The 21,980-nt window shown below is 56.1% G+C and carries 23 protein-coding genes; 9 read left to right on the top strand and 14 right to left on the bottom strand.

Features of this window, described 5'->3' with window-relative positions:
* Window positions 1–35 precede the first annotated feature (35 nt).
* From AC0IXH_RS04345 to aspS, 3 genes are read right to left on the bottom strand one after another with little or no spacing between them, the layout of a single operon-like run.
* Window positions 36–779 (bottom strand): YebC/PmpR family DNA-binding transcriptional regulator, encoded by a 744-nt coding sequence (locus AC0IXH_RS04345; protein ID WP_013202528.1) that lies wholly within the window; start codon window positions 777–779, stop codon window positions 36–38.
* A 22-nt stretch (window positions 780–801) separates the two neighbouring features.
* Window positions 802–1,236, bottom strand: coding sequence for a dihydroneopterin triphosphate diphosphatase (nudB, locus tag AC0IXH_RS04340; protein ID WP_013202529.1), 435 nt, complete (start codon window positions 1,234–1,236; stop codon window positions 802–804).
* Window positions 1,236–3,026, bottom strand: a complete 1,791-nt coding sequence (gene aspS / locus AC0IXH_RS04335) for an aspartate--tRNA ligase (RefSeq protein ID WP_346567537.1) — start codon at window positions 3,024–3,026, stop codon at window positions 1,236–1,238. Before aspS ends, nudB begins: the two co-directional genes overlap by 1 nt.
* Before the next feature lie 262 nt (window positions 3,027–3,288).
* Here aspS and AC0IXH_RS04330 point away from each other — a divergent pair, with 262 nt between their 5' ends.
* The 5 genes from AC0IXH_RS04330 (at window position 3,289) to cmoB (ending at window position 7,119) form a co-directional block, all read left to right on the top strand.
* Window positions 3,289–3,852, top strand: coding sequence for a hydrolase (locus tag AC0IXH_RS04330; RefSeq protein ID WP_053142683.1), 564 nt, complete (start codon window positions 3,289–3,291; stop codon window positions 3,850–3,852).
* 117 nt (window positions 3,853–3,969) lie between these two features.
* A complete protein-coding gene (locus AC0IXH_RS04325; protein ID WP_455863808.1) occupies window positions 3,970–4,794 on the top strand; it encodes a DUF72 domain-containing protein in 825 nt (274 codons plus the stop codon).
* A 105-nt stretch (window positions 4,795–4,899) separates the two neighbouring features.
* Entirely contained in the window at window positions 4,900–5,295 is a 396-nt protein-coding gene (locus AC0IXH_RS04320) for an MAPEG family protein (RefSeq protein WP_013202533.1), read from the top strand.
* Window positions 5,296–5,410: 115 nt separating this feature from the next.
* Window positions 5,411–6,151, top strand: a complete 741-nt coding sequence (gene cmoA / locus AC0IXH_RS04315) for a carboxy-S-adenosyl-L-methionine synthase CmoA (protein ID WP_041692025.1) — start codon at window positions 5,411–5,413, stop codon at window positions 6,149–6,151.
* On the top strand, window positions 6,151–7,119 hold the full coding sequence (gene cmoB / locus AC0IXH_RS04310; protein WP_181151405.1) for a tRNA 5-methoxyuridine(34)/uridine 5-oxyacetic acid(34) synthase CmoB: 969 nt from the start codon (window positions 6,151–6,153) through the stop codon (window positions 7,117–7,119). The genes cmoA and cmoB overlap by 1 nt, the downstream gene beginning before the upstream one ends.
* 78 nt (window positions 7,120–7,197) lie before the next feature.
* Here cmoB and AC0IXH_RS04305 read toward each other — a convergent pair whose 3' ends face one another.
* The gene (locus AC0IXH_RS04305; RefSeq protein WP_346597501.1) at window positions 7,198–7,821 is read right to left on the bottom strand and encodes a LysE family translocator; all 624 of its coding nucleotides are present in this window, start codon (window positions 7,819–7,821) and stop codon (window positions 7,198–7,200) included.
* 204 nt (window positions 7,822–8,025) lie between these two features.
* Here AC0IXH_RS04305 and AC0IXH_RS04300 point away from each other — a divergent pair, with 204 nt between their 5' ends.
* On the top strand, window positions 8,026–9,123 hold the full coding sequence (locus AC0IXH_RS04300) for a glycerol dehydrogenase (protein WP_471720035.1): 1,098 nt from the start codon (window positions 8,026–8,028) through the stop codon (window positions 9,121–9,123).
* Window positions 9,124–9,184: 61 nt separating this feature from the next.
* Here the strand turns inward: AC0IXH_RS04300 and AC0IXH_RS04295 are convergent, their stop codons facing one another.
* Both AC0IXH_RS04295 and cutC read right to left on the bottom strand, forming a co-directional pair.
* The gene (locus AC0IXH_RS04295; protein WP_105759801.1) at window positions 9,185–10,018 is read right to left on the bottom strand and encodes a hypothetical protein; all 834 of its coding nucleotides are present in this window, start codon (window positions 10,016–10,018) and stop codon (window positions 9,185–9,187) included.
* Between the two features lie 156 nt (window positions 10,019–10,174).
* On the bottom strand, window positions 10,175–10,930 hold the full coding sequence (gene cutC / locus AC0IXH_RS04290; protein WP_053142666.1) for a copper homeostasis protein CutC: 756 nt from the start codon (window positions 10,928–10,930) through the stop codon (window positions 10,175–10,177).
* 100 nt (window positions 10,931–11,030) lie between these two features.
* Between cutC and AC0IXH_RS04285 the strand changes: the two genes are divergently transcribed.
* Window positions 11,031–12,191: a MalY/PatB family protein gene (locus tag AC0IXH_RS04285; RefSeq protein ID WP_346567547.1), complete on the top strand. Its 1,161-nt coding sequence runs from the start codon at window positions 11,031–11,033 to the stop codon at window positions 12,189–12,191.
* Here AC0IXH_RS04285 and AC0IXH_RS04280 read toward each other — a convergent pair.
* A complete protein-coding gene (locus tag AC0IXH_RS04280) occupies window positions 12,186–12,752 on the bottom strand; it encodes a VOC family protein (protein ID WP_471720034.1) in 567 nt (188 codons plus the stop codon). The genes AC0IXH_RS04285 and AC0IXH_RS04280 overlap by 6 nt on opposite strands.
* A gap of 304 nt (window positions 12,753–13,056) precedes the next feature.
* Here AC0IXH_RS04280 and AC0IXH_RS04275 point away from each other — a divergent pair, with 304 nt between their 5' ends.
* Window positions 13,057–13,194, top strand: coding sequence for a hypothetical protein (locus AC0IXH_RS04275; protein ID WP_013202542.1), 138 nt, complete (start codon window positions 13,057–13,059; stop codon window positions 13,192–13,194).
* Window positions 13,195–13,407: 213 nt separating this feature from the next.
* A complete protein-coding gene (gene argS, locus AC0IXH_RS04270; protein WP_134824324.1) occupies window positions 13,408–15,138 on the top strand; it encodes an arginine--tRNA ligase in 1,731 nt (576 codons plus the stop codon).
* Window positions 15,139–15,207: 69 nt separating this feature from the next.
* Here the strand turns inward: argS and flhE are convergent, their stop codons facing one another.
* The 7 genes from flhE to cheR all read right to left on the bottom strand — a co-directional run bounded on the left by flhE (window position 15,208) and on the right by cheR (window position 21,978).
* Window positions 15,208–15,597: a flagellar protein FlhE gene (gene flhE / locus AC0IXH_RS04265; protein WP_013202544.1), complete on the bottom strand. Its 390-nt coding sequence runs from the start codon at window positions 15,595–15,597 to the stop codon at window positions 15,208–15,210.
* Entirely contained in the window at window positions 15,597–17,675 is a 2,079-nt protein-coding gene (gene flhA, locus AC0IXH_RS04260; protein ID WP_134824325.1) for a flagellar biosynthesis protein FlhA, read from the bottom strand. Before flhA ends, flhE begins: the two co-directional genes overlap by 1 nt.
* Window positions 17,675–18,820, bottom strand: a complete 1,146-nt coding sequence (gene flhB / locus AC0IXH_RS04255) for a flagellar biosynthesis protein FlhB (protein ID WP_013202546.1) — start codon at window positions 18,818–18,820, stop codon at window positions 17,675–17,677. Before flhB ends, flhA begins: the two co-directional genes overlap by 1 nt.
* 150 nt (window positions 18,821–18,970) lie before the next feature.
* Window positions 18,971–19,615: a protein phosphatase CheZ gene (gene cheZ, locus AC0IXH_RS04250; protein ID WP_134824326.1), complete on the bottom strand. Its 645-nt coding sequence runs from the start codon at window positions 19,613–19,615 to the stop codon at window positions 18,971–18,973.
* A 9-nt stretch (window positions 19,616–19,624) separates the two neighbouring features.
* Window positions 19,625–20,014, bottom strand: coding sequence for a chemotaxis response regulator CheY (cheY, locus tag AC0IXH_RS04245; RefSeq protein ID WP_013202548.1), 390 nt, complete (start codon window positions 20,012–20,014; stop codon window positions 19,625–19,627).
* A 42-nt stretch (window positions 20,015–20,056) separates the two neighbouring features.
* A complete protein-coding gene (locus tag AC0IXH_RS04240; RefSeq protein ID WP_013202549.1) occupies window positions 20,057–21,106 on the bottom strand; it encodes a protein-glutamate methylesterase/protein-glutamine glutaminase in 1,050 nt (349 codons plus the stop codon).
* Window positions 21,106–21,978 carry a protein-glutamate O-methyltransferase CheR gene (cheR, locus tag AC0IXH_RS04235; RefSeq protein ID WP_134824327.1) on the bottom strand — a complete coding sequence of 291 codons (873 nt, stop codon included), beginning with the start codon at window positions 21,976–21,978 and terminating at the stop codon, window positions 21,106–21,108. The genes AC0IXH_RS04240 and cheR overlap by 1 nt, the downstream gene beginning before the upstream one ends.
* Between the last annotated feature and the right edge of the window lie 2 nt (window positions 21,979–21,980).

Raw genomic sequence — 21,980 nt, 5'->3', positions numbered from 1 at the left:
ACCTCCGGTCAGCGGGCTGTGCAGACACAACCCGATCAAAGGGTTGCCGCCACCTCGTCGGAGATCTCACCGTTATGGTAGACTTCCTGCACATCATCACAGTCTTCCAGCATATCGATCAGACGCAGCAGTTTTGGTGCCGTCTCTTCATCCATATCCGCTTTGGTAGACGGGATCATGGTCACTTCAGCCGATTCAGCCTTCAGGCCAGCCGCTTCCAGCGTATCTTTCACCTGACCAACGGTTTCCCAGGCGGTGAACACATCAATGGTGCCATCGTCATAGGTCACGATGTCATCCGCGCCCGCTTCCAGTGCCGCATCCATCACGTCATCTTCTGCCAGACCCGGTGCGAAGGTGATTACGCCTTTGCGGGTGAACAGGTATGCAACAGAACCGTCGGTTCCCAGGTTGCCACCGGTTTTGCTGAAGGCATGACGCACTTCAGACACGGTACGGTTGCGGTTATCACTCAGGCATTCAACCATCACGGCGGTGCCGCCCGGGCCGTAACCTTCATAGATGATGGTTTCCATGTTGCTGTCATCATCGCCACCCACGCCACGTGCAATCGCACGGTTCATGGTGTCACGCGTCATGTTGTTCGACAGCGCTTTGTCCATTGCGGCACGCAAACGTGGGTTGGAGCCGGCATCGCCGCCACCCAGTTTTGCTGCAGTCACCAGCTCACGGATAATCTTGGTAAAGATCTTACCGCGTTTGGAATCCTGCGCCGCTTTACGGTGCTTGGTGTTAGCCCATTTACTGTGGCCTGCCATAAATTCAATTCTCCAGAAAAGACTAAATAACAAATTCTTCAATTGCCTGGCGATTACTCCAGGACTTGGTGAGCACGGCGGCCTCTGCAGGCGGAAGCCACTGCAGGGCGAGATGTTCGCTGAGCGACACCTCCCACTCTTCCGGCAACGCCAGGCTGAACCAGTGCTCACTGTTGTGCGTCACGTCCGGCGCATAGCGATGGCGGAAATGGGCGAAGATCTCGAATTGTATCTGACGCTGGCAGTCGACGACTGTGAGCTGCCTGGCGTTGACGTCAATTCCCAGTTCTTCTTTCACTTCCCGCATCGCGGTTTCTGCCAGCGTTTCGCCTGGCTCCTGGCTGCCGGTTACCGACTGCCAGAAGCCGGGATCGTCCCGACGCTGGAGCATCAGCACCCGGCCGGTATCGCGGGCGTAAATCACCACCAGTACCGACACGGGATGCTTAAACGCCATTACTCGTTCTCTGACGGCTGCTGAGTCTGGTACTTCTTCATCACTTCAATACCCAGCTCGGACAGTGAAGCCGGATTGGCGAAGTTAGGCGCTTCCGTCATCAGACAGGCGGCGGCAGTGGTTTTCGGGAACGCGATCACATCACGGATGTTATCGGTGCCGGTCAACAGCATCACCAGACGGTCCAGACCGAACGCCAGGCCAGCGTGTGGCGGCGTACCGTACTTCAGCGCGTCCAGCAGGAAGCCAAACTTCTCGCGCTGTTCCTGCTCGGTAATGCCGAGGATGCCAAACACGGTCTGCTGCATCTGCGTGTTGTGGATACGGACCGAACCGCCACCCACTTCATAACCGTTGATCACCATATCGTACGCATTGGCGATGGCGGTTTCCGGGATGGACTTCAGTTCTTCCGGCGTCATATCTTTCGGCGCGGTGAACGGATGGTGCATGGCGCTCAGGCCGCCTTCGCCATCTTCTTCAAACATGGGGAAGTCGACAACCCACAGCGGTGCCCAGGCATTGCCGGTGGTGATATCCAGGTCACGACCCAGCTTCAGGCGCAGCGCACCTAACGCATCGGCCACCACCTTGGCGGAATCCGCGCCGAAGAAGATGCTGTCGCCATCGGCGGCATTGGTGCGTGCCAGAATCGCTTCAACGATATCAGCGGTGAGGAATTTAGCCACCGGGCTGGTGACGCCTTCCAGACCTTTCGCACGTTCGTTGACTTTCATCCACGCCAGGCCTTTCGCCCCGTAGATTTTCACGAAGTCAGTGTACTCATCGATCTGCTTACGGGTCAGCTTTTCGCCGCCCGGCACGCGCAATGCGGCAACACGGCTTTTGGCATCGTTCGCCGGTCCGGAGAAGACGTTAAACTCAACGTCTTTCAGCAGGTCAGCAACGTCCACCAGCTCCATTGGGTTACGCAGGTCTGGCTTATCGGAACCGTAGCGACGCATCGCTTCTGCGAAGGTCATCATTGGGAAGTTGCCCAAATCCACACCCTTCACGTTCTGCCACAGCTCGCGCACCAGCTGCTCCATGATTTCACGCACCTGAGGCGCGGTCATAAAGGAGGTTTCGACGTCGATCTGGGTAAATTCGGGCTGACGGTCCGCACGCAAGTCTTCGTCACGGAAGCACTTCACGATCTGATAGTAGCGATCGAAGCCGGACATCATCAGCAGCTGTTTGAACAGCTGAGGAGACTGTGGCAGCGCATAGAATTTGCCTTTATGCACGCGGCTCGGCACCAGATAGTCACGCGCGCCTTCCGGCGTGGCTTTGGTCAGCATTGGCGTTTCGATGTCGAGGAAGCCGTTGTCATCCATAAAGCGACGGACAAAGCTGCTGATTTTGGCACGGGTCTTCAGGCGCTGCGCCATATCCGGACGACGCAGGTCCAGGTAGCGGTATTTCAGGCGCGCTTCTTCGGTGTTGGCGTGGTTTGAATCCAGCGGCAACGGCTCGGAGCGGTTGATGATGGTCAGATCGGTGGCGAAAATTTCGACTTCACCGGTGGCCATATCGCTGTTTTTATTTTTGTCGTCACGGGCACGGACGGTGCCAGTAAGCTGAATGCAAAATTCGTTACGCAGTTCAGAGGCCAGCTTGAAGGCTTCCTGACGGTCCGGATCGAAAAAGACCTGCACGATGCCTTCACGGTCACGCATATCAATGAAGATCAGGCTACCCAGGTCGCGGCGGCGATTGACCCAACCGCAGAGTGTCACTTGTTGGCCTACGTGAGACAGGTTGATCTGTCCGCAATAATCAGTACGCATAACGATATCCTTTAAACTTCGCCGCATCGCCGCAACATAAAGTCTGCTGCCGCGAAAAAAGGCGCCCATTATAATGGAAAAAGCCCGGCACGATAAGAGCCGTGAGCGCATCAGGCGCGTCGTTTCGCGGCAAATTTGTTCACAATCTGCCGGCTACTCACAAAAGCTAACAAATTTCACCCTTTCCGAACATTGTTGTTGTCGCGTATAAAATCAGATTGCTTGTATTCTCAATGATTTCCCCCCTTTCACCGGAGAGACTATGTTGGAATTAAATGCTGCAAAAACGGCACTGGTACTGATCGATTTGCAGGAAGGTATTCTGCCTTTCGCTGGCGGCCCACACGCAGCGTCTGATGTGGTTGCCCGTTCAGCGGTGCTGGCTGAAAAGTTCCGTGCCGCCAACTCACCCGTCATTCTGGTGCGTGTTGGTTGGGCAAAAGACTTTGGCGATGCGCCAAAGCAACCGGTCGATGCCAGCCACAGCGGCGGACTGCCGGAGAACTGGTGGGTGTATCCGGCAGCGCTGGGCAAGAAAGACAGCGATATCGAAGTGACCAAGCATCAGTGGGGCGCGTTCTACGGTACCGATCTGGAGCTGCAGCTGCGTCGTCGTGGTATCGACACCATCGTACTGGGCGGCATCTCCACCAATATCGGTGTGGAATCCACCGCGCGTAACGCGTGGGAGCTGGGCTTCAACCTGATTGTTGCAGAAGACATCTGCAGTGCCGGCAGCACCGAAGAACACGAAGGTAGCTTCAAAAATATCTTCCCGCGCCTGGGTCGCGTTCGTCAGTCCGCCGAGATCATCTCCGCGCTGTAACCCTGTCAGCCCGGCGCTCGCTGATGCGATTGCCGGGTTGGTTCTCCGGCACTTCGCCTTGCACTCCCTCCTTTCGCTCGCTACATTTCAGGCCAGACCGTCAATCAGGGACAGCCGATGAAGCCTTTTTACCTTGGATTGCCACAATGGCAGCATCCTCAGTGGAAAAAACTGGGTATGACTACCCTTGCCGACTACGCACAGCACTTTAACTGCGTTGAGGGCAATACCACGCTTTATGCCCTGCCCCGACCTGAAATCGTGCAGCGCTGGCAGGCTATGACCCACGATGCGTTTCGCTTTTGCTTTAAATTCCCGGCGACCATCAGCCACCAGGCTGCCCTGAAGAACTGCGGCGATTTAACGGCCGAGTTTTTTGCTCTGATGGAACCGCTGGCGGCCCGCCTCGGCCAGTACTGGCTTCAGCTTCCGGCCGCGTTCAGCCCCGCCGATTTGCCCACGCTGTGGGCCTTTCTCGATGGCTTGCCGGACAGCTTCAGTTATGGCGTCGAAGTGCGTCATGCGGATTTTTTTGCCAAAGGCGAGGCTGAGCGCGAGCTTAATCGCGGTTTACATCAGCGAGGCGTTAACCGGGTGATCCTCGATACCCGTGGCGTACACTCCGCAAAACCCAGCAATGCCGCGATTATTGACGCGCAGCGCAAAAAGCCTCAGCTGCCGGTGCATGCGGTGATGACTGCGGACCGGCCGATGGTGCGGTTTATCGGCGGTGACGATGCGGACGCCAATCTCAAATGGTTCCAGTCGTGGCTCAGCAAGTTGCCGCAGTGGCAGGAACAGGGCCAACCCTGGCTGTTTATCCATACGCCGGATATCGCGTTTGCACCGGAACTGGTTTTGCATCTGTGGAGCGCGCTACAGCAAGCAATACCCGCCGTTGGCGATCCGCCCAACTGGCCGCAGCAGGACCAGTTATTCTGAGCTAATTCGTAAGATAATTCTTTAACTGTAGGGGTAACGCACTGACAGTCCGGGTTTTCACGGCTATGATGACGCCTTAAAATATTTGTGCCTTTGGGAGTCGGGATGGTCAGCGCCCTGTATGTCGTGCTAGGAGCACTTTTCATTATCAAGTTTTCGCTTGATGTGGTTCGTCTTCGACGCCTGTACCGTGTTTCTCACGGTGACGGCGGTTTTTATGAACTTCAGACCGCCATTCGTATTCACGGCAACGCGGTAGAATATATTCCGCTGGCGGCACTGCTGCTGGTGTTGATGGAGATGAACGGCGCCGATATCTGGATGCTGCATCTGGTGGGCTTATTTTTCTTCCTTGGCCGTCTGCTGCATGCCTACGGTATGCGTACCAGCACCATTTTGTGGCGTAAAAACGGCATGATCATCACCCTGCTTTCGCTGCTGGGAATGATTATCCTGAATCTGATCTACCTGCCGTGGGACCTGGTTCTGACCCTGCATTAATCTCTCTGCCGCAATTTTTTCACCTTCCTGCCCGGCAACCGTGGCAGAAAGGGTGCAGCCCGCGCCGCTTTCTGCCAAAATAGCGCCTTTCCGTTTTTCTCCCGGACTGACCACTATGCCTAACCGCGATACGTTGTTCTCCGCGCCAATTGCCAAACTGGGTGACTGGACGTTTGACGAGCGCGTTGCAGAAGTTTTCCCTGATATGATCCAGCGCTCGGTGCCGGGTTATTCAAATATTATTTCGATGATCGGCATGCTGGCCGAGCGTTTTGTGCAGCCCCACACCCAGGTTTACGATCTGGGCTGTTCGCTGGGGGCGGCCACGCTTTCCGTGCGCCGCAACATCAAAGCCGAAGGCTGCAAAATCATCTCGGTGGATAACTCGCCGGCGATGGTTGAGCGTTGCCGTCGTCATATTGATGCCTTCCGTGCGGACACGCCGGTAGACGTGATTGAAGCCGATATTCGTGACATCAACATTGAGAATGCCTCGATGGTGGTATTGAATTTCACGCTGCAATTTCTGGAACCCGACGAGCGCCAGCAGCTGCTGAATACCGTCTGGAAAGGGCTTCGTCCTGGCGGCGCATTGGTGTTGTCCGAGAAGTTCAGCTTTGCGGATGCGGATGTCGGTGAGCTGTTGTTCAACATGCACCACGATTTCAAGCGGGCCAATGGCTACAGCGAGCTGGAAATCAGCCAGAAGCGCAGCATGCTGGAAAACGTGATGCTGACGGACAGCGTGGAAACGCACAAAGCGCGCCTGCGCACCGCAGGGTTTGAACACGCTGAGTTATGGTTCCAGTGTTTTAATTTTGGCTCGTTGATAGCGCTTAAAGCAGGTTCGGTCTGATGGATTTCGGTAATTTTTACCAGTTAATAGCAAAACACCCGCTTCTCTCTCCCTGGTTAGAAACCCTGCCCGCGCAGATTGCCACCTGGCAGCGCGAGCAGTTGCATGGCCATTTCAAGAACTGGGATCGTGCCGTTGAGTATCTTCCGGCACTTCAACCGGAGACGCTGGATTTACTGCACAGCGTCACCGCCGATGCCAGCCATCTGACCGATCGTCAGCGCGGCGGTATTGAGAAGCTGTTAAGAAATCTGATGCCGTGGCGCAAAGGGCCGTATTCGTTATACGGCGTGCACATTGACACCGAATGGCGTTCAGACTGGAAGTGGGACCGCGTGTTGCCACATATTTCGCCGATGGCGGGCAGAACGGTGCTGGATGTCGGTTGCGGCAGCGGCTATCACATGTGGCGGATGCTGGGTGCGGGTGCCAGACTGGTGGTCGGCATCGATCCGATGCAGCTGTTCCTGTGCCAGTTTGAAGCGGTGCGCAAGCTGTTGGGCGACGATCAGCGCGCCCATTTGTTGCCGCTGGGGATTGAGCAACTTCCGGAGCTGAAAGCCTTTGATACCGTGTTTTCGATGGGGGTGCTCTATCACCGCCGTTCGCCGCTCGATCACCTCTACCAGTTAAAAAATCAGCTGGTCAGCGGTGGCGAACTGGTGCTGGAAACGCTGGTGATTGAAGGTGGCGACCAGGAAGTGCTGGTGCCGGGCGAGCGCTATGCGCAGATGCGTAACATCTATTTCCTGCCTACCACCGGTGCCTTAAAAAACTGGCTGGAGAAGTGTGGCTTTGAAGACGTGCGGATTGCGGACTATTCGGTCACCAGTACCGACGAACAGCGCCGCACCGACTGGATGACCAGCGAATCACTGGCCGAGTTCCTTGACCCCAACGATCCGACGAAAACCATTGAGGGTTATCCGGCACCGCTGCGCGCGGTTCTGGTGGCGCGCAAGCCTTAACCGCCGTCACGCTCAACGGTCTCAGCAGAGGTCAACACCGCAGCGGTGTTGACCTCTGCGGCTCACTTCGCAACGCCGTTACCGCCGCGACATCGCCAGCTTCGCGGCAAAGCCAAGAAACACGCAGCCGGTCAGACGATCCATCATCTTCATCACCGCCGGGCGACGCAGCTTTTCGGCGAAATAGTGCGTCGAGGCAATCAGCACGGCGTTCCACAATGTGCCAACCATCACATGGATAAACGCCAGGCCGATACTCCACAGCGCGACGGACCCCCCCGCGGGAATAAACTGCGGCAGGAAAGAGACGTAAAACACCCCCACCTTCGGATTCAGCATATTCCCCAGAAATCCACGCATATAGACGGCACCATAGCCGCTCTGCTTTTTGCTTACGGCCACATCAGCATGAAAATCGGAGCGCGGCTTCAGCAGTAACCCTACGCCTAACCACAGCAAATAGGCGGCACCCACCAGCTTAAGCATGTTGTACGCCATCTCCGAGGCCAGCAGCAGCGCCCCTAATCCCAGGCCCACCGCAGCGCCCCACGCCATACAGCCGGTATTGATCCCCATACTGGTGGTGACGGCTTTTTTCCAGCCGTTGGCGGCAGACGTGCGCAGGATCAGCGCGGTATCGAATCCGGGTGTCAGCGTCAGAATGATGATGGCGAACAGAAAGGTCAGCAGTGAAGCGGTCATGGCAGGGTCCTTAACAGGAAATTCATATTCTAGCGACATCCTCACCACAATCAATCCTTTCGTGGGCGGAAATCAATCACCTGGTGCAACAAATGAGAATGTGAATTTTTTACGTTATGCCGTTTTTTAACAAACCCTGTCACCCCTTAGGGTTCACACTGGCGCAGTCAGACATCTGTTTCATTTCACTGAAAGGAGTCCCACATGAGTAAATTCGTTTTCTCTTCACCGCGGAAATATGTCCAGGGTGCGGGTGTGTTAGCCCAGCTAGGCGAGTATGTCGCAGAGCTTGGCAATAACGCCTTTGTGGTTGCCGATGAGATTGTCTGGGGGCTGATTGGTAAAGAAGCACAGGCTTCCCTGAAAGAACACAATATTGAGTTTTACTATCAACAGTTCAACGGCGAAGCGTCCAGCAACGAAATCAGCCGGCTGGCGGCACTGGCTAAACAAGGCGGTGCCAGCCTGGTGATTGGTCTGGGCGGCGGCAAAACGCTGGATACCGTCAAAGCCGTGGCCGATGAACTGAAACAGCCGGTGGTGATTGTCCCGACCATCGCCTCAACCGATGCGCCTTGTAGCGCCCTTTCGGTGATCTATTCCGATACCGGCGTATTCGAAAGCTATCGCTTCTACAGCAAAAACCCAGACCTGGTGCTGGTCGATACGCAGGTGTGCGCCCGCGCGCCGGTGCGCCTGTTTGCTTCCGGCATCGCCGACGGCCTGGCCACCTTTGTGGAAGCGCAGGCGGTGAAACGCTCTCACAGTAAATCGATGGTGGGTGGCGATCCGACCATTGCCGGTATGGCGATTGCGGAAGCCTGTGAAAAAACGCTGCTGACCTACGGTTACAGCGCCTATCAGGCGGTGGAGAAAAAAGTGGTAACGCCTGCGGTGGAAGCGGTGGTCGAAGCCAATACCCTGCTGTCAGGACTGGGCTTTGAAAACGCCGGTCTGGCCGGCGCGCATGCGATCCATAATGGCTTCACCGCCATCGACGGCGATATTCACCACCTGACGCACGGCGAGAAAGTGGCCTACGGCACGCTGACGCAGATGGTGCTGGAGCAGCGTCCGGATGAAGAGATCGCGCGCTATATCCGTTTCTACCGCTCGATTAACATGCCAACCACGCTGAAAGAGTTGCATCTGGAGAAGGAGAGCTGGGAAAACCTGGTGAAAGTCGGTGCGCTGGCCAACAGCGAAGGCGATACGCTGAAAAACCTCAACCCGAATCTGAGTGCGGAAGATATTGCCAGTGCCATTCTGGCGGTGGATGCCTTTAGCCTGACGGTGAAATAATCGCGTCACCTCACCCTGTAACAAGGCGGCGGGATACTCACGCCGCCTTTTTTATTACCTGTTACTGCTCCCAGTATTCAAACCGGTAGGCGGCGCTGATATGGCGGTTAATTTCGCCCTGCGGAAACACTTCCTTTTCATGGGCGTAGCTTAAGGTACAGTTCCCCCGATCGTCCCACAGCTGACACTCATCAACCGAGGTCAAATCGCTGTTGGCGGAATGGGTCAGCGTCAGCAAACGCTGCTCGCGATCCTGCTTATCATACGACCAGCTCATTTTGCTGTTGCCGGAGCTGGAGTTGACTAACTGGTTCTTATTGTTCCACTGATAACGAAACACACCGTTAGCCTGCTCGTCGGAGCCTCTGGCCACGCTTTTGATCAACCGCAGACGGGAATCAAAGCTGTTGGTGGTTTCGGTGAACCCCTTCTCGCCCTTCAGTAAAAAGGCATCGGTTGAACTGGTGATAGTACCCTTGTTGCCGATCAGATAGTTCACGGTGCCCTGTTTGCGATTCACTTCCACCGGCTGGCCGTCTTTGATCATGAACACCGACATGTCATACACCGACTGCCAGCCGCTGTTAACCCGGGCGATATTCTGCACCATCCGCAGCATCATGTTGCCTTCGCTCTTGTCATAGCTGATGTCCGCCCTGAGCAACGCGCCACAGCGATCGAACTGGCCCAGAATGCGTTTCTGCTGATTAACGTCCTTACCAAACTCGCCAACCACCACCTGCTTGATCGGCCCTTTGGCGGTGCCACCCAGCAGCACCAGGCTGTTGCTGTCATTGATCTGCTTCGCCTGCGCAGGACAGCTCTCTGCGGCATACGCGGCCGAGACGCCTGCCCACAACATAAAACACCCTGCGCCCAGCATGATGATTTTCATGAACAATCTCGTCAAAGAGGAAAGGAATAGCCTAAGTGTAAGGGGAATTTCTGCCCTGCGGGCAGTTTGGGGTGAAAAAAAGCCCCACCAAAACGATGGGGCTTGGTACTTGCAAACATCACGTCGTTTAGTGGCGTGCTGCGCGGCAAAATCGGGTCAGGCAACTCTCACCGGGGGACTGAGCGACAGCGCGACTTTCATCGCTTCGACCATATCACTGTCCACACAGGTGCGACTGAATTCATCGGTTTCTGCCACAGAACTCATAGAGACACCGGCTTTACGGTAGCGCATCGGCGAGGCCACTCTCTGGCTGGCCGAGCTGTGTATTTCGCTCAGACCTGCATCAATGAACTTCTGCAAATTGCCGAGACGGACGCCCGCCCCAGCCATAATGATTGGACCGCGCGTCATTCGGTTAAGTTCCTTGAGCAGCGATAATCCGCTTTCGGCACTCTGTTGCTGTCCTGAGGTCAGGATGCGCGCCACACCAAGGTCGGTCAGTTGCTGCAGGGCCATCAGCGGGCTGTGGCACAGATCGAAGGCCCGATGGAAGGTGACCGCCATGCCATCGCACAGCGCCATAATCTGTTTCATCCTTGGCAGGTCAATGTGGCCATCAACATCCAGCACGCCGACCACCACGCCCGGAAAGCCCAGTTCGCGGATCAGCGCGACGTCTGATTTTATCTCATTAAATTCGTTGGCTGAGAAGCAAAAATCGCCGCCGCGCGGGCGAACAATGGGGTGGACGGGCAGCGTCAGCTTTTCACGCGCCAGTTTAAGGCTGCCAGCGGACGGGGTTAACCCACCCTCAGCCGGTGCAGCACATAATTCAACCCGATCGGCTCCGGCTTGTTCAGCAGTCAAAGCACAATCGACTCCATAGCAGCATACTTCCAGTTTTAGCATCCCATCCTCCTGTTAATGACTGCTGGCTGGTTGTGAAAATCTTTGCAGGTGTTTAGTCTGACTCAATAACTTCGATTTAATATTAACGGGAATCACTAACATGGCATCCAATTTTAATGAACGGATCGATCGCCGTCACAGCGATAGTCTCAAATGGCAAAAATATGGTGATCAGGATATCCTCCCGCTGTGGGTCGCCGACACCGACTTCCGTTCTCCGCAGTGTATTATCGATGCCCTGACGCAGCGCGTTGAGCACGGCGTTTTTGGTTACGGCAATCCGCCAGCCGAACTGATTGACGTGATTATTGCCCGCATGGCTGAAAGGTATCAGTGGGCGATAAAACCTGAATGGTTGGTGTTCCTGCCCGGCGTGGTCACCGGCTTAAATCTTGCGGTGCGCGCATTTACTGAAGCGCATCAGGGCACCATCGCCCCTACCCCGATCTATCCGCCGTTCCGTTCAGCCGCCTCCAATGCCAGCCGCAGCCAACTCAATGCCCAGCTTCGTCTGGAAGAGGAACGTTGGGTGATGGACCTGGCGGCGTTAGAGCCACAAATGACTGGCAATGAGAAGCTGCTGATGCTGTGTAACCCGCAAAATCCGGGCGGCACGGTGTATCGTCGCGAGGAGTTGCTGGAGCAGTGGCGATTTGCCCAGCGCCACGATCTGATTGTCTGTTCAGATGAAATCCATTGCGACCTGCTGCTGGAGCCCGGTGCGCAGCATATTCCTTTTGCCTCGCTGAATGAGGATGCCGAACAGCGCTCTGTCACGCTGATCTCCCCGTCCAAGACCTTCAATATTGCCGGATTGGGTGCTTCAGTGGCGATCATTCCGGACAGGGAGTTGCGCAAGCGTTTCACCCGACAACGTCAGGGACTGGTGCCGGGCGTGGATATTCTTTCGTATGTTGCCGCGACGGCGGCCTGGCGTGACGGACAGCCGTGGCTGGATGAGCAGCTGGCCTATCTGCGGGAGACGCGGGATCTGCTGACGCAGCGCGTCAATGCCATACCCGGCCTGTCGATGGTGGCACCGGAAGCCACCTACCTGGCGTGGATTGATGCCAGTCAGCTGAAGGCCGCCAGTCCGGCGCTGTTCTTTGAACGTCACGGACTGGGCTTTTCACCAGGCCGTGACTTTGGCGACGACGGTTACGTGCGCCTGAACTTCGGCTGCCCGCGCGACTTTATCCACGAAGCCCTCCGACGCATGGAAAATGCCGTGCGCACCCTGCCGCGTCTTAACCTGTCATAACTCGCTTTCGACCACCTCTTTCAGGCTCCAGGGATGGAACTTGATGGTGACCGAACCGTCACTGATTGCCAGCGTGGGATTGGGAAGACGTTCCCCTTCGCCCTTTGGCGCACTGCTTTTGATGGAAATTCCTTGCTGAATCAGCCCTGCATCAGAGCACAGCGCCAACGCGCGCGACCCCAGTTCGTCAGGATCACCCCGCAGCACCACTTCGATATGCTCCCATCCTTCATGGCGATACAGGCGATTTCCTGGCCACGGTAGTTCAACAACGCTTATCTTCCAGGGTCCAACCGACAGCGGCGACTCCAGTTCAAAAAGGGCCACAGGACGTCCGTTGATTTCTTTTTCCGAAAACAGCACGCCATGCTGCATAAAGCCAGATTTCCAGCGCGCTGCGGTGGTGTTCTGGTGACAACGCACGGCAATGTGGTCAACCTCAAGCTGCGCCAAATCCAGTTCTAATCGATCCGCTAATTGGTAAAGAGAGTGTAAAAAACGGGGTAAATCATTAGACAAATCGTTTAATTCTTCTGCATTTTTACCTGAAAACAGCGCCATTCGGCCTCCTTACTGTAGTTTACTTAATCATTGGTTTGCGACGCCGTCTCATTACCGGACCAGCCAATGTTATGAATAGTGCATTTTTATGGATTAATGTACCTATTAATAACGATATTTAACGCAAATACTCAGTTTTAGCTGGTTCAGGACCAGCGTATTATTTAGAAAATGTCTTTTAACTTTCTGTTTTAGTTTAGTTAAATTTATACAATGCGACTATTCCTAAATCCCTGTCGGGACGTTGTAGGGTATTGTGGATTCTTATAGATTTGTTCCCACCCTCACACAAGGAAAAAGCATAATGCTTATGTATATTTTAGTTGCAGTGCTGATTGCGATGATGGGGTTTGCATTGGCCCGCCATTGGAAGGTACGTAACGATAAAAGCACCGTTGCCAGCCCGCATCGCCCTCACCGCGTAGCCCGTCGCCGTTCCTGAATACTTTGGCGGGAAACAGTCACAGCACTGTTTCCCGCCGCCCTCACGTCATCTTCCGATGATCAGGTTCCTGGATAACTCCGCCTGAAATGCAGTATACTTTTCCCCTTCTTTTTTGACGGTGCCAGTGTACAACAGATCGCTCTGTGGCCTGGCGTCGTTCAGCATGATGGCTTGCCCCGACGCAGGCTTTTTAGCATATAAGGTAACCCGGTGAATATTCAGGCTCTTCTCTCAGAAAAAGTCAGTCAGGCGATGATCGCAGCAGGGGCTCCGGCCGACTGCGAACCGCAGGTAAGACAATCAGCCAAAGTGCAGTTTGGTGACTACCAGGCGAACGGCATCATGGCAGTGGCCAAGAAGCTGGCTATGGCGCCCCGACAACTGGCGGAAGAAGTCCTTAAGCATCTCGATTTGACCGGCATTGCCAGCAAAGTAGAAATTGCCGGACCCGGCTTTATCAACCTTTTCCTCGACAAGCAGTGGCTGTCCGTGCAGGTTGATGCAGTTACCGCCGCGCCGCGCCTCGGTGTTGCGCCGGTGGCCCCCCAAACCGTGGTGATTGACTACTCCGCGCCAAACGTGGCGAAAGAGATGCACGTCGGTCACGTCCGCTCCACCATCATCGGTGACGCGGCGGTGCGTACGCTGGAATTCCTCGGCCACAACGTGATCCGCGCGAACCACGTCGGTGACTGGGGCACCCAGTTCGGCATGCTGATCGCCTTCCTGGAGAAACAGCAGAACGAGCATCACGAAGAGCACGCGCTGGCGGATCTGGAAGTGTTCTACCGCGAAGCGAAGCGCACCTATGATGAAGATCCGGCCTTCGCCGAGCGCGCGCGTGGCTATGTGGTTAAGCTGCAGGGTGGCGACGAATACTGCCGCACCATGTGGAAGAAGCTGGTCGATATCACCATGGCGCAGAACCAGATCATTTATGACCGCATGAACGTGACGCTGAGCCGCAAAGACGTGATGGGTGAAAGCCTGTACAACGATATGCTGCCGGGCATCGTCGCCGATCTGACGGCCAAAGGTCTGGCGGTGCAAAGTGAAGGCGCCACCGTGGTGTTCCTTGACGAGTACAAGAACAAAGATGGCGACCCGATGGGTGTGATCATCAAGAAAAAGGATGGCGGCTACCTCTATACCACCACCGATATCGCCTGTGCGAAATACCGTTATGAAACCCTCAAGGCGGACCGCGTGCTGTATTACATCGATTCCCGTCAGCATCAGCACCTGATGCAGGCGTGGACCATCGTGCGTAAAGCCGGTTACGTGCCTGAGTCGGTGCCGTTAGAACACCATGCCTTTGGCATGATGCTGGGCAAAGACGGTAAGCCGTTCAAAACTCGCGCGGGCGGCACCATCAAGCTGTCCGACCTGCTGGACGAAGCGGTCGAGCGTGCCACTAAGCTGGTTGGCGAGAAGAACCCGGACATGCCTGCCGACGAGCTGAAGGCGCTGGCGAACAGCGTCGGTATCGGCGCGATCAAGTATGCCGACCTGTCCAAAAGCCGTACCACCGATTACATCTTCGACTGGGACAACATGCTGGCCTTCGAGGGCAACACCGCGCCGTATATGCAGTATGCCTATACCCGTGTGCTGTCGGTATTCCGTAAGGCGGGGATTGATGAGACTGGCGTCACCGGCAACGCGCAAATCGTTGAAGATCGTGAAGCGGCGCTGGCGGTGCGTTTGCTGCAGTTCGAAGAAACCATCACCCAGGTTGCCCGTGACGGTACGCCACACGTGATGTGTGCGTATCTGTACGATCTGGCCGGCCTGTTCTCTGGCTTCTACGAGCACTGCCCGATTCTGACCGCCGACGATGAAGCCACCAAACAGAGCCGCCTGAAGCTGGCGCTGTTAACGGCGAAAACCCTGAAACAGGGTCTGGATACGCTGGGTATCGATACGGTAGAAAGAATGTAACCGCCGACGCGGCAATAAAAAAGGGGACGATGCGTAATCCTCCCCTTTTTTGATCCTGCCGTTCAGCAATCAGTGGTAGTTGACCATCACCTGATTGCTGATCACCCGCAGATCCTTGTTTAGTCGCCCTTTCCCCTGCACGCCGTAGACAAAATGCAGGCTCTGGTTAGCGGCAAGATTGCTCAGGCCGCGGGTTGCGCCGCTGGCACCGTCGAGCGCCACACAGCGGGTTTCGGCACACAGGTGCACCATCATGCCTGAAGGCACCGGGCCGTTAACCACATAGCGCCAGGCCACTTCGGTAATCGAACCGTCCACCGCTTCAGAAGCGGTCAGCGCCGGCGATGCCGCCTGCATCCCGCGATTTTGCAGGCCAGGCCCGATCGAGCTGGCCTGCCAGGCACCGCCGGCGGCCAGGACAACGCCCGGGAAACAGAGCAGCAGTAGCAGCATTTTCATCAGTGACCTCCAATGGTCGACGTCATGCGGATATTACGGTTATCGCTCAATTCAAGATTCGAGATCACCATCAGCTGCGGCATATTGCGGCGCAGGAAGCGGGCCAGCAATGCACGCAGCGGATGGTTAACCAGCAGCACCGGCGGTGCGCCTAATGATTCCTGATGATCCAGCGCGCCCTGCGCCTGCGCCATCAGACGATCCGCCAGGCCCGGCTCGAGTCCGCCACCGCCCTGCAGCGCCTGCAGCAACAGACGTTCAAGGGTGGTATCCAGCCCGATCACCTGCACTTCACCGGTACCCGGGAACCACTGCTGGGTAATGGCGCGGCCCAGTGCAACGCGAACCACCGACGTCAGCTCATGCGGATCGGTTTGTACCGCAGCATGCTCCGCCAGCGTCTCGATAATGGTGCGCATATCACGGATTGAAACGCGCTCGGCCAGCAGGTTTTGCAGCACCTTATGCAGCGTGGTCAGGGAAATCACCCCTGGGATCAAATCTTCGGTCAGCTTTGGCATCTCCTGGGTCACGCGATCCAGCAGCTGCTGCGATTCCTGACGGCCAAACAGCTCGCTGGCGTACTGACCAATCAGGTGGTTAAGGTGTGTTGCCACCACGGTACTGGCTTCCACCACGGTAAAGCCCTGGATTTGCGCCTGCTCTTTCAGCGCACTGTCAATCCAGGTGGCAGCCAGACCGAACGCCGGATCGACGGTCGGTTCGCCCGGCAGCGTGCCGGCGGCGGTGCCAGGGTTGATCGCCATCCAGCGGCCAGGATAGGCATCACCGCTGCCAATTTCGACGCCTTTCATCAGGATACGGTAGCGCGCAGGCGGCAGATCCATGTTGTCACGGATATGCACCACCGGCGGCAGGAAGCCCATCTCCTGGGCGAATTTTTTGCGGATACTGCGGATACGGCCCAGCAGCTCACCATCCTGCTGATGGTCGACCATCGGGATCAGGCGGTAACCGACTTCCATGCCCAGCGAATCTTCCAGCTGCACATCGCCCCAGGAGGCTTCGGTATTGGAAGAGGCTTCAACCTGTTTGGTTGGCGCCGGGGCTGCCGCTTTCGGTTTGGTCTCTTTACCGCGCAGATACCAGGCGAGGCCCAGCAAGGCGGCGGTGAACATCAGGAACACCAGGTTTGGCATGCCCGGCACCAGGCCTAACAGGCCCAGAACGCCGGCACTCAGCATCATGACGCGCGGGTTTTTGAAAAGCTGGGTGACCATCTGCTCGCCAACATCCTGATCGGTGCCGACGCGGGTGACGATCACACCTGCTGCGGTTGAGATCACCAACGCCGGGATCTGTGCAACCAGGCCATCACCGATGGTCAGCAGCGTGTAGCTTTCCGCCGCGTGCCCCACGTCCATCCCATGCTGGATAACGCCGACTAACAACCCGCCGACCACGTTAATCACCATGATCATGATACCGGCGATGGCATCACCACGAACGAACTTACTCGCACCGTCCATTGAACCGTAGAAGTCTGCTTCCTGGGTCACATCAGAACGGCGTTTTTTCGCTTCTTCTTCGCCAATCAGGCCGGCGTTAAGGTCGGCGTCGATGGCCATCTGTTTGCCGGGCATGCCGTCAAGCACGAAACGCGCGCCCACTTCGGCGATACGGCCCGCACCCTTGGTGATAACCATAAAGTTGATGATCACCAGGATGATAAACACCACGATACCGATGGCGAAGTTACCGCCCACCAGGAAGTGACCAAAGGCTTCAACTACCTGTCCAGCCGCACCGGCACCGGTGTGGCCTTCCATCAGAATGATACGGGTTGAGGCAACGTTCAGCGCCAGGCGCAGTAACGTTGAGAACAGCAAAATGGTGGGGAAAGCGGCGAACTCCAGCGTTTTCTGGGTGAACATCGCCACCAGAAGCACCATGATCGACAGCGCAATATTAAAGGTGAACAGCAGATCCAGAATGAAGGGCGGCAGCGGCAGCACCATCATCGACAGGATCATCAGAATCAATACCGGCCCGGCCATCACCTGCCATTGGGTATCTTTAAAATTCGGTAACCGTAATATTGCGGCCAGATTCGCCATTAGTCTTCATCTCTTATGACAATATCCAGTCCTTCCGGGACGGTTAAATTGTCAGGTTTTTTCGGGGCCAGGCCACCCTCCAGCTTCCAGCGACGGAGTTGCCAAACCCAGGCCAACACTTCTGCGACGGCGGCATATAACGTTCCCGGAATATGCTGACCAATCTCACTGTGTCGGTATAAGGCACGCGCCAGCGGCGGTGCTTCTAAAATCGGAATGCGGTGTTCTTTGCCCAACTCACGGATGCGCAGGGCAATCTCGCCGGCCCCTTTCGCCACCACTTTCGGCGCGCTCATCTTGCGTTCGTCGTACTGTAAGGCCACGGAATAGTGCGTCGGGTTGGTGACGATCACGTCGGCCTTTGGCACATCCGCCATCATGCGTCGGCGGGCGGCGGCGCGCATCTGCTGACGAATGCGGCCCTTCACGTGCGGGTCACCTTCCTGCTGCTTGTACTCATCGCGGATATCCTGGCGCGTCATGCGCAGGCCCTTGAAATAACTGTACAGCTGCCAGAACACGTCAAACATCACCATCGGCGACAGCCCAAACACCACCAGCACGCTACACATCGCAATCATATTTAACGAATTGGCTAAGGCGTTATACGGTGATTCGCTGATCAGTCGCAGCATATCGGGCCAGTGATGACGGATATACAGCCAGGTGACGCAGCCGACCAGAATCGCCTTCAGCACCGACTTCAACAGCTCTGCAGCCGTCTGGCCGGAGAACAGTTTGCCGATGCCCTTAATCGGGTTCATCTTGCCAACATCAAACTTAATGGCTTTACCGCTGATTACCACGCCGCCCAGCAGCATCGGCGCGGCAATCGCCACCAGCACTAAACCGGCCATCATCGGGATCAGCGTGAAGATCCCCTGCTGCACCAGGTTGCCCAGTAAATGCAGCATCTGGCTGGTGTCGCTGACCACGGAATGGTTGAATTTGAGCCCATCGGCCAGCAGCGCGCCGATCTTTCGTGCCATTGTCGCCCCGGTGATCCACAAAATACTCAGTCCCGCCACCAACATCAGCACGGAGGTCAGCTCGCGCGAACGCGGAATTTGCCCTTCTTCTCGTGCTTTTTCTATTCGGTGGGGGGTTGCGGATTCGGTCTTTTCCTCTTCGCTGTCTCCGGCCACGGCAGCTTACCTTCAATACGGAATTTCAGGTGCCAGCATGCCAAATTGGCGCAGGGATAATGCCGCGAGTAAACGCGTAAAATGGGGGTTATTTGCGGGATGGTAAAAATAGCAGGAGCTGGCGGGCGCCAGCTCCTGTCACAGACAAGCTTAAAACCCGAGGCTGTCCAGTAAATCGTCCACCTGATCCTGATTCGCTACCACGCCAGGCGCGGTACCGTTAATCTGCGGACCATTGAGCAAGCTGTCCACATCCTTCTTCGGACGGGAAGCCTGTTCTGGCATGTTATCCAGCAGCACCATTAACAGCTGGCGCTCGATTTCCTGGATAACGTCCATCATGCGCTTGATCACCTGACCGGTCAGGTCCTGGAAATCCTGTGCCATCATAATTTCCATCAACTGTGCGTTGGTGAAAGCGGTGTGTTCAGGCACAGACTCCAGATAGCCACGGGTATCCGAAACCAGAGAGCGGGCATCCGCCAGTTCGATAGGATTTTCAAACCATTCATCCCAACGGCCTTTCAGCGCCTTCGCTCCATCTTCCATCAGCGTCTGACGTGGTTGTGAAGCTTCCACGCAGTTCAACGCGCGTTCTGCCGCCTGAGCGGTCATTTGCACTACGTAATCCAGGCGGTCGCGGGCATCCGGAATTGCTTCCGCCGCTTCAGCAATAGCTTGATCCAGTCCCAATTCACGCAGGCTGTCGCGTAACATCCGCGTCAGCGAACCAATTCGGGAGATAATGTCGTTGGCAGAAGCCGCATCAACATTTGGTGTCGGAAGTGTGCTCATCTCGGCTCCTTACATACCCAGCTTTTCGAAGATTTTGCCTAACTTCTCTTCAAGGGTCGCTGCTGTAAAAGGTTTAACGACGTAGCCGCTGGCACCAGCCTGAGCAGCCGCAATAATGTTCTCTTTTTTGGCTTCCGCCGTGACCATCAACACCGGTAACTTGGCCATAGCCGCATCGGCACGGATGGTCTTCAGCAGTTCCAGACCGTCCATGTTGGGCATGTTCCAGTCAGACACCACGAAATCAAATCCACCGGCACGCAGCTTGTGCAGCGCATCCACACCATCTTCAGCTTCTTCAACGTTGTTGAAGCCGAGTTCTTTTAACAGGTTACGGACGATACGACGCATCGTGTTGAAGTCGTCGACCACCAGAAACCGCATATTTTTATCAACCATACCCACTCCCGTTTTTTTGTAGCCCGCTGGACGGGCGCTGCGTTAAATACGTAATGCCTGTCCGGCGCTAATTTTGGCCAGCATGTGCTGACTGATTTGGTGAAGATCCACCACTTCACTGGCTCCCCCGAGGGCGATTGCCTCTCTTGGCATGCCAAATACCACACAACTTGCTTCGTTCTGCGCGATGGTCCAGGCACCTGCCTTGTTCATCGCCAGCAATCCGGCGGCACCGTCGTTACCCATACCGGTCAGGATCACCCCGACGGCGTTACGACCGGCGTACTGCGCCACCGACTTAAATAAGACGTCCACCGACGGTTTATGACGATTGACCGGCGGTCCTTCGTTCAGTTTGACCTGATAGTTCGCCCCGCTGCGCACCAGCTCAAGGTGCATGGCACCCGGCGCGATGTACGCGTGGCCTGGCAGAATACGCTCACCGTCTTCCGCTTCTTTCACCGTGATCTGACAGAGCTTGTTCAGGCGCTCGGCAAATGAACGGGTGAAGCCAGGTGGCATATGCTGAGTAATCAACAGTGCCGGGCTGGTCGCCGGTAACGGCTGCAGCACATGGCGAATCGCTTCGGTTCCGCCGGTTGAAGCGCCAATGGCGATCAGCTTTTCACTGCTCAGCAACGGCCCCGCTTTCAGCATCACCGGCGCAGGCTGCGCGCCACGCGCATGCAGTTTTGCTCGGGAGGCCGCGCGGACCTTATCCGCAATCATCTGGCTGTAGGCCAGCATCCCTTCACGGATCCCCAGCGACGGCTTGGTAACGAAGTCCACGGCACCCAGCTCCAGCGCACGCAGCGTCACTTCCGATCCCTTCCCGGTCAGCGACGACACCATCACCACCGGCATCGGCCGCAGGCGCATCAGCTTTTCCAGAAAATCCAGTCCGTCCATGCGTGGCATTTCCACATCCAGCGTCAGCACGTCCGGGTTAAATTCTTTGATCATGTCCCTTGCCACTAAAGGATCCGGTGCCGAGGCGACCATCTCCATATCTGCATGGCTGTTAATGATTTCTGTCATCAGCTGTCGCATCAATGCAGAGTCATCAACACATAACACTCTGATTTTTCCCATTATCTTTCCTTAGTCAGTCCGTAGACTGTCTGGCCGCGCAGATAGAACTCTTTACTGATCTGGCTAAAGTTCTCGGAGTGACCGGCGAACAGGATCCCGCCGGGTTTCAACATCGAGACAAAACGCCGTAAGATCTTTTCCTGTGTTTCTTTATCGAAATAGATCATCACATTACGGCAAAAAATGGCGTCGAACGGGCCCGGTAGCGCCCACTCGCTGCCCAGCAGATTCAGCTGAGCAAAATTAATGGTGTTTGCCAGCTCGGGACGGACTCTTACCATCCCGGAATGCGGGCCGGTGCCCCGGAAGAAGAAACGTTGCAGCTGCTGTGGAGACAGCGTGCGTAACTCTTCCTGGCGATAAACACCGCTCAGCGCCTTCTCCAGCACCTGCGTATCAATGTCGCTGGCATGGACCTGGAATTTCCCTGGCCCTGCGCCCAGCGTTTCCGCCAGCGTCATGGCGATGGAGTACGGTTCTTCACCCGTGGAGGCCGCCGCACACCAGACGTTAAAACTGCCCGCCCGGCGTTTGGCGTGTTCGGCCAGAATCGGGAAGTGGTGCGCCTCACGGAAAAATGCCGTCAGGTTAGTGGTCAGCGAGTTAATAAACGCCTGCCACTCCGGGCTGTTGGAATCACTCTCCAGCAGCGCAAGGTAACGACCAAAATCGTCGATACCCAACATCCGCAACCGCCGGACCAGCCGGTTGTAAACCATCTCCCGCTTGTGATCGGCGAGAACGATGCCAGCACGCTGGTAGATCAACTGACTGATACGCTTAAAGTGCGTATCCGATAACGGCAGGCGCTGAACCATCTGGGACAGCAGCGTGGCGTTCTCCTGCGGGGCTAACAACGTCGATTTTTTCATGT

The sequence above is a fragment of the Erwinia sp. AC075 genome, assembly GCF_979253995.1.
This window is presented reverse-complemented; position numbering and strand designations above follow the sequence as displayed.

Bases quoted from the DNA above. Each gene is read 5' to 3' on its own strand.
- AC0IXH_RS04345 (WP_013202528.1), bottom strand. From the start codon at position 779: ATGGCAGGCCACAGTAAATGGGCTAACACCAAGCACCGTAAAGCGGCG.
- nudB (WP_013202529.1), bottom strand. From the start codon at position 1,236: ATGGCGTTTAAGCATCCCGTGTCGGTACTGGTGGTGATTTACGCCCGC.
- aspS (WP_346567537.1), bottom strand. From the start codon at position 3,026: ATGCGTACTGATTATTGCGGACAGATCAACCTGTCTCACGTAGGCCAA.
- AC0IXH_RS04330 (WP_053142683.1), top strand. From the start codon at position 3,289: ATGTTGGAATTAAATGCTGCAAAAACGGCACTGGTACTGATCGATTTG.
- AC0IXH_RS04325 (WP_455863808.1), top strand. From the start codon at position 3,970: ATGAAGCCTTTTTACCTTGGATTGCCACAATGGCAGCATCCTCAGTGG.
- AC0IXH_RS04320 (WP_013202533.1), top strand. From the start codon at position 4,900: ATGGTCAGCGCCCTGTATGTCGTGCTAGGAGCACTTTTCATTATCAAG.
- cmoA (WP_041692025.1), top strand. From the start codon at position 5,411: ATGCCTAACCGCGATACGTTGTTCTCCGCGCCAATTGCCAAACTGGGT.
- cmoB (WP_181151405.1), top strand. From the start codon at position 6,151: ATGGATTTCGGTAATTTTTACCAGTTAATAGCAAAACACCCGCTTCTC.
- AC0IXH_RS04305 (WP_346597501.1), bottom strand. From the start codon at position 7,821: ATGACCGCTTCACTGCTGACCTTTCTGTTCGCCATCATCATTCTGACG.
- AC0IXH_RS04300 (WP_471720035.1), top strand. From the start codon at position 8,026: ATGAGTAAATTCGTTTTCTCTTCACCGCGGAAATATGTCCAGGGTGCG.
- AC0IXH_RS04295 (WP_105759801.1), bottom strand. From the start codon at position 10,018: ATGAAAATCATCATGCTGGGCGCAGGGTGTTTTATGTTGTGGGCAGGC.
- cutC (WP_053142666.1), bottom strand. From the start codon at position 10,930: ATGCTAAAACTGGAAGTATGCTGCTATGGAGTCGATTGTGCTTTGACT.
- AC0IXH_RS04285 (WP_346567547.1), top strand. From the start codon at position 11,031: ATGGCATCCAATTTTAATGAACGGATCGATCGCCGTCACAGCGATAGT.
- AC0IXH_RS04280 (WP_471720034.1), bottom strand. From the start codon at position 12,752: ATGGCGCTGTTTTCAGGTAAAAATGCAGAAGAATTAAACGATTTGTCT.
- AC0IXH_RS04275 (WP_013202542.1), top strand. From the start codon at position 13,057: ATGCTTATGTATATTTTAGTTGCAGTGCTGATTGCGATGATGGGGTTT.
- flhE (WP_013202544.1), bottom strand. From the start codon at position 15,597: ATGAAAATGCTGCTACTGCTGCTCTGTTTCCCGGGCGTTGTCCTGGCC.
- flhA (WP_134824325.1), bottom strand. From the start codon at position 17,675: ATGGCGAATCTGGCCGCAATATTACGGTTACCGAATTTTAAAGATACC.
- cheZ (WP_134824326.1), bottom strand. From the start codon at position 19,615: ATGAGCACACTTCCGACACCAAATGTTGATGCGGCTTCTGCCAACGAC.
- cheY (WP_013202548.1), bottom strand. From the start codon at position 20,014: ATGGTTGATAAAAATATGCGGTTTCTGGTGGTCGACGACTTCAACACG.
- AC0IXH_RS04240 (WP_013202549.1), bottom strand. From the start codon at position 21,106: ATGGGAAAAATCAGAGTGTTATGTGTTGATGACTCTGCATTGATGCGA.
- cheR (WP_134824327.1), bottom strand. From the start codon at position 21,978: ATGAAAAAATCGACGTTGTTAGCCCCGCAGGAGAACGCCACGCTGCTG.